General features: G+C 64.2%; 12 protein-coding genes and 1 pseudogene. 7 read left to right on the forward strand and 6 right to left on the reverse strand.

What is annotated here, in order from left to right; all coding sequences use genetic code 11:
• Window positions 1–258 (reverse strand): IS3 family transposase (locus F791_RS0111135; protein WP_019592611.1); only part of this gene is annotated, 258 nt, incomplete at its 3' end.
• A gap of 294 nt (window positions 259–552) precedes the next feature.
• On the opposite strand from F791_RS0111135, the gene F791_RS0111140 reads away from it, so the two are divergent.
• The 4 genes from F791_RS0111140 to F791_RS0111155 all read left to right on the forward strand — a co-directional run bounded on the left by F791_RS0111140 (window position 553) and on the right by F791_RS0111155 (window position 4064).
• On the forward strand, window positions 553–1455 hold the full coding sequence (locus F791_RS0111140) for a complex I NDUFA9 subunit family protein (RefSeq protein WP_019592612.1): 903 nt from the start codon (window positions 553–555) through the stop codon (window positions 1453–1455).
• A gap of 689 nt (window positions 1456–2144) precedes the next feature.
• On the forward strand, window positions 2145–2387 hold the full coding sequence (locus F791_RS0111145; RefSeq protein WP_018139194.1) for a type II toxin-antitoxin system Phd/YefM family antitoxin: 243 nt from the start codon (window positions 2145–2147) through the stop codon (window positions 2385–2387).
• On the forward strand, window positions 2384–2647 hold the full coding sequence (locus F791_RS0111150) for a Txe/YoeB family addiction module toxin (RefSeq protein WP_019592613.1): 264 nt from the start codon (window positions 2384–2386) through the stop codon (window positions 2645–2647). The genes F791_RS0111145 and F791_RS0111150 overlap by 4 nt, the downstream gene beginning before the upstream one ends.
• Window positions 2648–3113: 466 nt before the next feature.
• Window positions 3114–4064, forward strand: a complete 951-nt coding sequence (locus F791_RS0111155; protein ID WP_019592614.1) for a PDC sensor domain-containing protein — start codon at window positions 3114–3116, stop codon at window positions 4062–4064.
• 37 nt (window positions 4065–4101) lie between these two features.
• On the opposite strand, the gene F791_RS0111160 is transcribed toward F791_RS0111155, so the two are convergent.
• From F791_RS0111160 to F791_RS13230, 4 genes and pseudogenes are all read right to left on the reverse strand, one after another.
• Window positions 4102–4371 carry a Txe/YoeB family addiction module toxin gene (locus F791_RS0111160; RefSeq protein ID WP_018875306.1) on the reverse strand — a complete coding sequence of 90 codons (270 nt, stop codon included), beginning with the start codon at window positions 4369–4371 and terminating at the stop codon, window positions 4102–4104.
• Entirely contained in the window at window positions 4346–4624 is a 279-nt protein-coding gene (locus tag F791_RS0111165) for a type II toxin-antitoxin system Phd/YefM family antitoxin (protein WP_018139190.1), read from the reverse strand. The genes F791_RS0111160 and F791_RS0111165 overlap by 26 nt, the downstream gene beginning before the upstream one ends.
• Before the next feature lie 290 nt (window positions 4625–4914).
• On the reverse strand, window positions 4915–5229 hold the full coding sequence (locus F791_RS0111170; protein ID WP_018173892.1) for a HigA family addiction module antitoxin: 315 nt from the start codon (window positions 5227–5229) through the stop codon (window positions 4915–4917).
• 12 nt (window positions 5230–5241) lie between these two features.
• Window positions 5242–5525, reverse strand: a pseudogene (locus tag F791_RS13230) (type II toxin-antitoxin system RelE/ParE family toxin).
• Between the two features lie 453 nt (window positions 5526–5978).
• On the opposite strand from F791_RS13230, the gene F791_RS0111175 reads away from it, so the two are divergent.
• The 3 genes from F791_RS0111175 (at window position 5979) to ubiG (ending at window position 10380) form a co-directional block, all read left to right on the forward strand.
• Entirely contained in the window at window positions 5979–8270 is a 2292-nt protein-coding gene (locus F791_RS0111175) for an EAL domain-containing protein (protein ID WP_019592615.1), read from the forward strand.
• A 605-nt stretch (window positions 8271–8875) separates the two neighbouring features.
• A complete protein-coding gene (locus tag F791_RS13895; RefSeq protein ID WP_019592616.1) occupies window positions 8876–9229 on the forward strand; it encodes a hypothetical protein in 354 nt (117 codons plus the stop codon).
• Between the two features lie 392 nt (window positions 9230–9621).
• Window positions 9622–10380 (forward strand): bifunctional 2-polyprenyl-6-hydroxyphenol methylase/3-demethylubiquinol 3-O-methyltransferase UbiG, encoded by a 759-nt coding sequence (gene ubiG / locus F791_RS0111185; protein ID WP_019592617.1) that lies wholly within the window; start codon window positions 9622–9624, stop codon window positions 10378–10380.
• A gap of 96 nt (window positions 10381–10476) precedes the next feature.
• Here the strand turns inward: ubiG and F791_RS0111190 are convergent, their stop codons facing one another.
• Window positions 10477–11076, reverse strand: coding sequence for a hypothetical protein (locus tag F791_RS0111190; RefSeq protein WP_019592618.1), 600 nt, complete (start codon window positions 11074–11076; stop codon window positions 10477–10479).
• Window positions 11077–11428 lie beyond the last annotated feature (352 nt).

Below are 11428 nucleotides of genomic sequence, written 5' to 3' on the forward strand. Positions count from 1 at the left end.
CTTTTTTAGGATGGCCTTGTCTTCCCGCAGCCGGCGATTCTCTTCCTCCAGCTCCCGGATCCGTCGCTGCTCCGGCGTCAAAGGCCGGCCATCGCCGGCCTCCCCGGCACGATCCGCCTTGAGTTGCTCGACCCAGCGCCGAACGGCCGTCTCGCCCACCCCGGTGTCCCGCACCACTTGCGGCACACTCTGGCCCTCATCCACCACCATCCGGGCCACCCGAAGCTTGTACTCCGGATCAAAATTCCTGCGTCCCATATCGTCTCCTCGATCAGATCCCAATCATTCCACCGATCGAGGTGTCCACGAAAATTAGACCAGCACACTCCCTACTCCTGCAGTGTGCGGACCAACACCAGCGTATGGGTAAGCGAACCTGACTTCCGGGGGTGAGCAGAAGGCTCTTGAACAGGAAAGAGGACACCCCTCTTCTTCCATACCCCACCGGGATCATTCTCCCTACACGCCAGTCTTACCTATAGGCCATCTGTCAGTCGGATCGACAAGCATCCACACCCCGTAACGATCGGATTTGCCTGGAGGGGGCTCATCATGCGCCCGAACCTGATCACGGTATTCGGCGGCACCGGCTTTCTCGGCCGCGCCACGGTGCACGCACTGATCGACGCCGGGCACACCGTGCGCATCGCCTCGCGCCGCCCCGTACTACCCGATTCTCTGCAAGATCACCCCCGAGTGGAGCACTGCCGCGCCGACATCCGGGACGATGCCGATGTCGCCCGCGCCGTGGAAGATGCCAAGGGTGTTATCAACGCCGTCAGCCTGTACGTGGAGCAACGCGACCTGCGCTTCACCACCATCCACGTCGAAGGCGCCGCGCGCCTCGCCCGTGCCGCCCGGAACGCGACCCTGGAGCGCGTCGTGCAGGTCTCCGGCATCGGCGCCGACAGCCGCTCGCCCTCGTCGTACATCCGCGCCCGAGCGCAAGGCGAAGCCGCCGTCCTCCGCGAATTCCCCAACGCCATCGTCGTGCGCCCCAGCGTACTCTTCGGCCCGGGCGACGCCTTTGTGCGCAACCTCGCCGGCCTCGCGCCCCTGCCCGTAATACCCCTGTTCGGCCGCGGCACCACCCGCCTGCAACCGGTACACGTCAGCGACATCGCCCGCGCCCTCGCCCGCCTGTGCGCAGACGAGCCGCCCACACACCCCATCTACGAACTCGGCGGCCCGGACATCCTCAACTATCGCCAGATCCTCACCCGGGTCCTCACCCACCTCGGCCGCAAGCGCCCCATGCTGCCCGTGCCGTTCCCCATCTGGCACGCCCTGGCCGCCCTGGGCTCACTGCTCCCCAACCCACCCCTGACGCGCGATCAGCTCTACCTGATGCAACAGGACAACATCGCCAACCCCACCCTCGGCGCCTTCGCCGACCTCGGCATCACCCCTCACTCGTTCGAACAATCCCTGCCCGACTGCCTCCCAACCCACTAATCTCACCCAAAGAAATCACCCCACTATTCCTCCTCCCCCTGTGGGAGCCTGCTTGCAGGCGAAGCCCCAGCCAAAGCCAGACACAGTCAAAGGCTTCGCGTGCAAGCACGCTCCCACAATTTGTGCCCCACCCCACACCGCCATCCCGGCCGCAGCCACCCCTCGCCATCCCGGCCGCAGCGCAGCGCAGCGAAGAGCCGGGATCTCCCAACGCAAGCCACCGGCCCAACCACCAACCCAGACGGGACAACCGCGGCCGGAATCGGTAAGGTCTCCACAGAACGAAAACGGACTTACGTCACATGGATGGACTCGCGGCCCGCCCGGCCCACGCCGAAGAATCCGGCCCCGCGCCGATTGCCGCGCCGGAGCAAGTCGAGGCCTTACTCGAATGCGCGGTGTTCCGAGAAAGAGGACACCCAGCTTCTCCCTGGCGGCAAACGGTCATCCCGGCCGGAGCGAAGGGGAGAGCCGGCGTCCGCTCCTGCCTCGGCGCCCGAGATCCCGGATAACCACTTCGCGGTTTCCGGGATGACCTTCCAGGCTGGGCGAAAGGACAATTCCTGGAACGATCCGAACGGTTGCCGCAGTTTCTGCGGTGTCTGGCAGTGGCGGGATACCCGTACGGTTTACGGGACGTACGTGAAGGCGTACTCTTGGTCGAAGCCCACACACTTGCGAGGTGCGCCATGACGGGAATTACGGCTACAGAGGCGCGCAGCAACCTCTACCGGCTGATCGACGAAACGGCGGAATCCCACGAGCCGATTGTGATCACCGGCAAGCGGAACAACGCGGTCCTGCTATCCGAGTCGGACTGGTCGGCCATTCAGGAGACCCTGTACCTGCTATCGGTGCCGGGTATGCGCGAGTCGATCCGCGAGGGGATGGATACTCCGGCGGATGAATGCCACGAGGAGCTGGATTGGTGACATGGAAGTGGGTCTACACCCGGCAGGCTCAAAAGGATGCGAAGAAGCTGGCGGCCAGCGGCCTGAAGCCGAAGACACAGGAACTGCTGACCCTGATCGCGGAAGATCCGTATCGAAAGCCCCCACCTTTCGAGAAGCTGGTGGGTGATCTCTCCGGCGCGTACTCGCGGCGCATCAATATTCAACACCGGCTTGTGTACCAGGTGCTTGAAGACGAGGGAGTCGTCAAGGTGATTCGTTTATGGAGCCACTACGAGTAACCCGGCTACACGATCCCGCAGCCGCCAGGAAAAGAGGACGCCCGCCTTGTTCAAATGCCGCCACAGCCCCTTCTCTCGTAGGAGCCCAACCCTCTGGGCGATGGGGCATTGGGCACGTCTGATCGGCGAGGGGGCTCGCCTCCTACAAGGGGCTCCGGGGTCAGGCCTTGCCTTTTGTCCATAGGGTCAGCGCTTGTCTTTTGCCGCTGGCTCGGCCAGAGGGCGGGCCTGGAGCTGTTGAACGCGCGCCGCGTTGTGGTAGCTGTCTCTACGAGCATTCCCATCAAGACGCCACTGAAAGGCCGTAATGGCGACACACCCAACGGCCTGGCGCTATCCGACCACAGGATGCATCGAGTCGGTTGTTGCGCCACCGCCGGTCCTGCGGCACCCTCGCGAGACTTCCGCGCCTGGCGGGCGCGTTCCCAACGGTATCCTCCGAGCGAAGGCCATGAGTGAAGCGACAATGACGGCAGTGGCCCGGCAGCGACTGCTGCTCCAGGGGCAACTGTCGACCGCACTGGCGCGGCTGGTGACCCCCTGTGCCGAGAGATGGGGTGATCGCGAGGCCCTGGAGCAGCGACTCGCGGTGGCTCTGGGCGCGCTGCCGTCCTGCAAGTACCTCTATGTGCTCGATCATCGCGCTCACCAGGTGACCGCCAACGTATCCCCAGAAGGCCCCTTGCCGGACCAGGCCGGGCGGGATCGCAGCGCCCGGCCCTACGTGGCCGATGCCCTGGCCGGTGCCGAGTTCTCCATGTCGTCGGCCTACATCAGCCGCAATCGGCGCCGCCCTACCCTGACGGCCGTGCAACGGCTGACTCACAGCGACGGCACACTGCTGGGGTTCCTGGGGGCGGACTTCGACCTGCGGGAGCTGCCCCTGACCCGCGACCTCTATCAGCAGCCGGACCAATGGATGCAGCTCAAGGGGGATCCAGCAATCCGCGGGGGCCTGTTCAACCAGCATCGGGTGGACAGCCCGCTCGACACCCGTATCGACGAGGTACTGGACCTCCTGACCGAGCTGGTGGCCGCCCACGGCGTATTCCACGGCAAGCTGCATTTCTCCAGTTCCCGGGCCACCTTGTGGCTGCGCGACGACCCATTCCGCTACCGCTTGCTGGACTACGAGGACCTCACGGATCCCGGGATCTGTCTCGCCTATCCTCAGCGGTCCTACCCCGAGGAGGCATTACTCTCCACGGAGCAGGTAGCCGCGGTGTTCCGTACCTTCCGTGAGCTGCGCTTCATGGACGACACGATCTACCTGCGCTCCGGCTCCCTCAATATCTTCAACGGCATGGTTGGCCTCAACTTCTCCTGTGACGGGTCTCACTACATGAGCGGGCAGGAGTTTCTCGCCAAACGCCTGGACTTCTGGCTGGGCTCCGGAGAAGAGCACGAACGCCCGTAATCCCTCGGCCTCCGGGGAAGGGCAACCTGGGCAAGAATCACAACGCGTCGTAATGGCCCCCGATCGCGAAGATATAGATGGCTTGATCGTCGAAGCGGTAGATCAGTCGGTCCCGGGCGGAGAGACGTCGGGACCAGAAGCCCGAGAGCGAATGCCGGAGGGGTTCCGGCTTCCCGGTTCCGGTGGCCGGGTCGTTCCGGAGCATCTCCTTCAGGATCCGGCGCAGGGCTCGATGCAGCTTTGGGTCGCGCTCCCGGAGCGTTTCGTACGCGGCCCAGGTATTACCCTCGAATACCAGTGATCTCATCGATCTCCCCTTCCGTGGGTCGATAACCGTCTCCCTTCCGATGGGTGGCGGCGGAGTCCGCAATCTGCTGCATCAAGCTGGAGTTCTGAAGCACATAGAGCGTTTCCTGCTCCCGCTCCCAGTCATCCGCGCTCATCACTACGAAGGCTTCACCCGCGCGCCGCGTCACCTTGAGCGGGGTGTGCGTGGATACCGCTTCCTCGACAAAGGCCTTCAGGTTCTCACGAAACCGGTTGACGCTTACTGTTTCCATGGTCGCTCCGAACCGTACGGTAATTCAGTACGAGAATAGACCAATTATTGGGGGTGATTCAATCGCCAAACATGGCTGGAAGCATGCGAAAGTGGACACCCATCTTGTTCACATGCCGCCACAGCCCCTTTCTCTCGTAGGAGCCCAGCCCTCTGGGCGATTGGGCACTGGACACGCCCGATCGGCGAGAGGGCTCGCCTCCTACAGTGGTAGGACCCAGCCTCACCAGGGAACGGGCGTGGGGTGATTCCGTTGCTACAGGCTACGGACATGCCCCTTGGGGCGCTGGGTCAGGCGGCGTCTAGTGGGTGGATGCGGTTTATGTCGTCCTGAATGGCCTGGGCGGCGTCCCAGAGGTCCACGGCACGTTGAGCATTCATCCAGTACTCCGGGGTAGTCCCGAACAGCCGTGCGAGCCGCAGTGCCATCTCCGGACTTAGAGCTCGACGTTCGCGCAGCAGTTCGTTGATGGACTGGCGCGATACGCCTGCCGCCTTGGCCAACTCCGCGGTGCTCAGGCCAAAATCCGGAAGAAAGTCCTCGCGCAGCATTTCACCCGGATGGGTCGGCCGCCGCTTCAGGCCGGTGGTGTTGGAGATGCTCATCACTATTGCCTCCTAGTGATAATCCGTGATTTCGACATCGAAGGCGTCGCCATCCTCGAACCGGAAGCAGAGCCGCCACTGGTCATTGACGGAGATTGCATACTGACCCTTGCGATCTCCTTCCAGCGTGTGCAGCCGAGATTGCCGGGAGGAACCCGCAAGTCATCAAGCTGCTCGGCTACCGAGAGATAGTCCAACTTGCGGACCGCCCTTCTGGCAACATCTGGCGGGATCCGCTTCGACTTCCCTGTCGCGTACAACTCTTGCGTACGCCGATCCGCGAACGTCTTGATCATGGCACCAATGTCTCGTATCACGTGACACGTGTCAATCTGCTAGCTAACGCGGCGAGAAAGCGGAGTCCCATCTTGTTCACATTCCGCCACAGCCCCTTTCTCTCGTATGAGCCCAGCCCTCTGGGCGATGGGGCACTGGACATGCCCGCTCGGCGAGAGGGCTCGCCTCCTACAGTGGGTAAGCTCCAGCCTCGATGACGCACAGGCGCAAGCGCTTTGGGGCGGTATCGCCGTTTCGCTGGAGGCTGGATTCCGGCGCAGGCCGCTAATGGATCGAGGCAGTACCAAAAAACTCAACCATGCGTGGAAGGGTTGTCTATAGTTCACAAGACACATTCCAAGAGGACTTCGAATCACATGGCCGATGTTTCCGGCAGCACCCCGCAGGCGAAGTCCTCTCCAACTCCATCCGATAACACCACCAGCCGGGAGTTTGTCCGGGGCCTGCCACGGATGGTCGCCGACCTGGCCGACCGGTGGTACATGATCCGGCAGCGTGGCTGCCGCCATGTGGACCTGGGGGAGATCCGCGCGCTGACCCGGGTGATCGCCGGAGGGCTGGCCGGGACGGCGCTGAAGGAGGCGCTGAACACCGCACGGCGCATTGACGAGCGTGTGGCCCAGCATCTGCAAAGCCCGCTGCCTCCCAACTCCAACGAGCAGGAGACCATTGGCGCCCTGATCCTGCGCCTGCAGGGGACGCTTCCGGACGATCTCGCCGCGTCGGAAGGGCTCCCGGCGGCTCCGGAGCCCGACAGTATGCCGACTCCGGTTCCCGACCGACTGCGGGTCCAGTTGCTCGGGCCGGCCGGCGCGGAACGCGACGAACTGGCACTGCAACTGGTGGCCTGTGGCTTTCGGGTGGACGCCTTCGCCAGCCTGCAGGAGGCGGTGCATGCCGAATCGACAGCGACGCCTCATGCACGCGTCGTCCTGGCAGCGCCGCCGGGCCCGCCAACACCGGATGACGATGCAGCGTTGCCCAATATCCTGATCCTGCAAGCTTCCCAGGGCGGGGAACAGCCAACCACGATCGATGACTGGGACGCGGTCCTGTCGATGCCCACGATTCCCTCCGAGATCGCCGCGACACTGGAGGGCCTGGTCGACTCCAGCCCATGGGATCCGCTGCGGATCATGCTGGTCACCACCGGGCAGTCGGTCTCCCCGACCCGCGCCCTGCAGGAGGCCCCGGCACTCGACATCCAGCGTCTCTTGCCGGAGGACGATGTGCCGGGCCAAGCCCTGGAGAGCCTGCCCGAGGCCATTGTGATCGACGTGGACATCACGCCCGGCCAGGCCGCGGCCCTGTCCCGCTCCCTTGATCAGGACCCATCGCTGTTCGACATCCCGCGCGTTCTGCTGACGCCACCAGATGGCCCTGGAGCCGAGCCGGGCCCTCGGCTTGCGCACATATCGCCGGAGGCGGCGCCCGCGCGTGTCCGCTCCGAGGCGCGCCTCTGCCGCCGACGTCGTCGGGCCGGGCGGGCCCCCGCCACCCTGCGCTCCGGCGACCTGGCGCCCCTGCTGGACCACTGGCGAGCGGGGCTGGCCACTCAGCCCGGAATCGTCGCCCTCGCCTGCGTCGAATGGGACGAGGCCTCAAGTCTGATCCGGGAACAGGGAGTGGCCGGTTTCTCGCTGCTTCAGCGTCGCCTGCTGGGGCGAATCGCGTCAGGCCTGGCCGCGGGCGAGCGCATCACCCGATTCAGCGAGAACGCGACCCTCGTGCTGCTGAACCGAGCCGACGCGGAAGCCCTGTCAGGCTGGGGCGATGCCCTTTATGCGAAGGTCCCGGCGCCGCATGGTGCCCCGAGCCACGCGCCGTACCCGGGCCTGAGCATCGGGATCACGGCACTGGCCGACATTCCCGCGGCAGATGCAGTGGACCAGTCTCTGGCGCTTTGTGCGCAGGCCCGCCGGGAGGGCGGAAACCGTATCCAGCTGGACCCGGCGCTGATCACGCCGGAGTGCGGTGCCGCCCAGCAGCAGCACTGGCGCCAGGTGATCACTCGGGCGATTCACGAGCACCGCCTTTTTCTGGTGTATCAGCCGATCGCCAACATCGCCGGCTCCGACAACACGGAGCGCTACGAAGTGCTGCTCCGGATTCGCGATCCGGAAGGCCACACCCAATTACCCGGCCCGTTCGTCAACATGGCCGGACACCTGGACCTCGACCGGGCGCTGGACCGCTGGGTGCTGGCCAACGCAGTGGACATCCTGGGCGCACGACTGCGCACCCATCCGGACTCGGTGTTCTTCGTCAAACTGTCGCGCGGGTCGCTGCGCGACAAGGACCTGGCAGGTTGGCTCGGGCGCATCCTCGCCCAGGCGGCCTTGCCAGCCCGAGCGCTGGTACTGCAGCTGACGGAGGAAGACATCGTGGCGGACCTACAGCAGGCCGAACGGGTCATTGGGACACTGCGCGATATCCATGTCGGAGTGGCCGTTGAGCACTTCGGACTCTCCAGCGAACAGCCGGCGCAGCTACTGCGCAGCCTGCAGCCCGACTACGTGAAGGTCGCGCGTCCACTGACCCACGGGCTGCACGATGCAGCCGACAAGCTCGCGCGCCTGGAGCCGCTGCTGAACGTCGCCCGGGCCAGCGGCGCACGCACCATGGCGGCCTATGTGGAGGATGTGGACGGCCTGGCCCTGCTGTGGCAATCGCAGATCGACCTGGTGCAGGGCAATTTCCTGCGTCAGCCGGACGAAGAGCTGCGCTACGACATCGAGTTCTAGCGCACGGTGCGGTGGTGCCTTCAGCCGCAGGAGGGCCCGGGGTCTGCCTTCAGATTGAGCAGACCGCCGCGTTAGCGGAAGAGGTCGCCCATCTTGCGCGCACACCGCCCCAGCCCTTTTTCTTGTTTTTCTTGTAGGAGCCCAGCCCTCTGGGCGATGGTGAGCCGGACACACCCGATCGGCGAGAGGGCTCGCCTCCTACTGTGGGCAGGCCCCAGCCTCGGCGACGAACCGGCGCGGACCCGGGGCAGACCTTGCCTGTTGCCCTGCCCGGCCAACTTTGGCGCAAAGGGGCGCTCTGATTCCGAGGGGCTCTCTTCCGACCACACGGGGACGAAAACCAGGATCTGACCTTGTGCCTTGGCTCGTCGATCATTGCGGGCGGTCACAAGGGCCACCTACGGTACCGAGCGAACAGCAACCTCTCGGAACGGTCCGGCAGATTGCCGCGGTCTCTGCGAGACCTCGCAATGACGGAATATCGCGGGCATGACGGGGCCGGACCAAGGTAAGGTCAAACGCATGCACGGCGACGCGGTGCCGCATCGCGAAGGTGGCCCGGATGGCGCGAGTCAGGTCCCCGATGCGACGACCTTGAGGGGTCCGTGGTCGTCGCAGTGGTCACCATGGGGGTGATGCAGGTGGCCGTCTACCAGGTAGTCGACGTGGTCCCCGTGCGGAACGGGCTCGTGGCCGCAGCCGGGACCGTGCACGTGATTCGGGTCGTGACCTTGGCACTGATGGTCCGGGGTGCAGTGATCGGGGTTCGTTTCGCTCACCTCGATGACATGCTCGTCAACATGGTCGCCATGCGGATGGTGGAGATGGCCATCATGCAGGTAATCCACGTGTCCGTTGTGTTCCACCGCGGTGTGTCCGCAGCCGGGTCCGTGTTCATGATCGTGATTCGGATGTTCCTGGCAACTCATGACGCTTTCTCCTGCTGGACAACCTGTTGAGCGATCGCACCTAACCCGTGTTTTAGGTGACCATGGCGATTTCCTCAACTCGTTGGTTGATCCGACGGCACAGCAGGTTCCGACCGTTGTGCTGATCAATGACAGGGTTGGACCCCGGTAACCGGCCAATACGACCGCGGAGAGCCGGACTCTCTGACGTCACCTCGCCTGTTCCCAAGGGCCGTTTACCGCTGCGCGGTTGCCGGTCGCCCCGGGACACCAAAAGCATCCTGAGGGAGCCTGCTTGCAGGCGCCTACCGGGCCCAGAATCGCTCGGGCCTATGGCGAGTGATCAGGGGTACACGATCGTTCGGTGCGCCCGCCGCTGCGATCGAAACAGGCAGCGTGTGGTCGGATAGAGACCTTTGTGCCGATGGCGAGCGACCCAGCCCATGACCTCTCCGAATGTGGAACACGACCGAACCGTTGATCCCGCCGAGGTGGAACGCTACCGCGCCCTGGCCGAGATGTGGTGGGAACCGGATGGAAGACACTGGCCCCTGCACGTGCTGAACGGCCTGCGCAGTGACTACATCCGCGACCAACTCTGCCACTCGCTCGGGCGGGACGCGGAGGCCGAGCGCCCCCTGGACGGCCTGCGCATCCTCGATATTGGCTGTGGCGGCGGGCTGCTGAGCGAGGCCATGGCCCGCCTGGGCGCGAATGTACTGGGCGTGGACGTCGTCGACCGCAACATCGCCGCGGCTCGGCTTCATGCCACGGAGCAGGGCCTGGATATCGAGTACGAAGTGAACACCGCGGAAGCCCTCGCGGCGCGTGGCGAGACCTTCGACGTGATCCTGAACATGGAGGTGGTGGAGCATGTGGCGGACCTGCCCGCGTTCATGGCGAGCGTCAACCGCATGCTGCGCGCCGGCGGCCACACCTTCGTGGCCACGATCAATCGCAATCCGGTCTCGTTCGTGGTGGCGATTGTCGGTGCCGAGTACCTGTTCCGCATCCTGCCCCGGGGCACCCATCAGTGGAAGCGCTTTGTCACACCGCGGGAAACGAGGGCGCTGCTCGCGCGGGACGGCCTGGAGCCCGTGGCGCAGACGGGAGTCAAGGTGAATCCGCTTTCCCGCCGGATGTGGCTGTCGCGCTCCATGAGCGTCAACTACATGTTGCTGGCACGGAAGCCCGAAGCCTGAAGGACGCGTTCGCTGTATGCCGATTCCGCTGATCCCTCATCCGGGCTACACGATCATGAAAGAGGACACTCACTCTTCCATCGGGCCAGTGGTCCCTTAATCCGGCTGATACTCCAGCGACGAGTGATGCAGATTGATGCGCAATGCACCGGCGTCATCGCGCACAAAACCCCAGGTCTTGTCGACGGTTGTAACCGCTCCATCCTGGTCCGTGAAATGCACCTTCCCCATCGTGATCGCGCTCTTGCCATCGATGAAGATTCCGGCATTCTGTGGTTCGCACTCCTTCCAGGCCTCGAGAGCAAACCCGGAGTCGTCAGGAAAAGAGGAATCGCCCCCCACGAAGTACGACAATGCACCTTCCCGGGTCATGCGGAACGTGTCCGGTTTCTGCGCCAGCGTGGGTTTGAAGAGAACCGTGCCCATCTGGTAGGCATATGCTTCGTCGATGATGTCTGCGGCGAGCGCCTTGGCGGCTTCATGCCCGCTTTCCGCATAGGTGGAACTGATATCGACAAGCGCCTCGCACCAAGCGTCCTGAGCCGCCAGGACGTCTTGCTTCAGAATCGATTGATCGACCACCACGACATCGTCCGCAGCCGCCGAGCCGGAGATCAACGAGATCGTTGCGACTAGTGCGAAGCCAAAAGAGTGCTTCATTGTTACCTCCTCTTTACGCGAGATCATCTCTGTCATGCACTGTCCTGGCGGGCGTCACGCGGTTGGTCGCTCGGCCGGGCGATATCCCGAGCAGCGAGCGCCCGTGAGACCCTTGCACAAAAGCATTCGCGAACGGCGCCTGCTCTACACTCCGCTCGAACCCGGGCCAGCACCCCCACGACTGAAAGCCCACGCAGTTCCTTGCGGTCCGACCGCGCGAGACATGGACATCGAGCCTGCGAAATAACAGCCAATGGGTCAAGCAGCGACGAGGACGGGCACAGATGTACTTTTCTGAAGGTGAAGCAAGATAAAGGACACCCATATTGTTCACCCGCCGCCACAGCCGCTTTCTCTCGTAGGAGCCCAGCCCTCTGGGCGATAGGGC

It is taken from the genome of Thioalkalivibrio sp. ALRh (assembly GCF_000381425.1).
Taxonomy (GTDB): domain Bacteria; phylum Pseudomonadota; class Gammaproteobacteria; order Ectothiorhodospirales; family Ectothiorhodospiraceae; genus Thioalkalivibrio.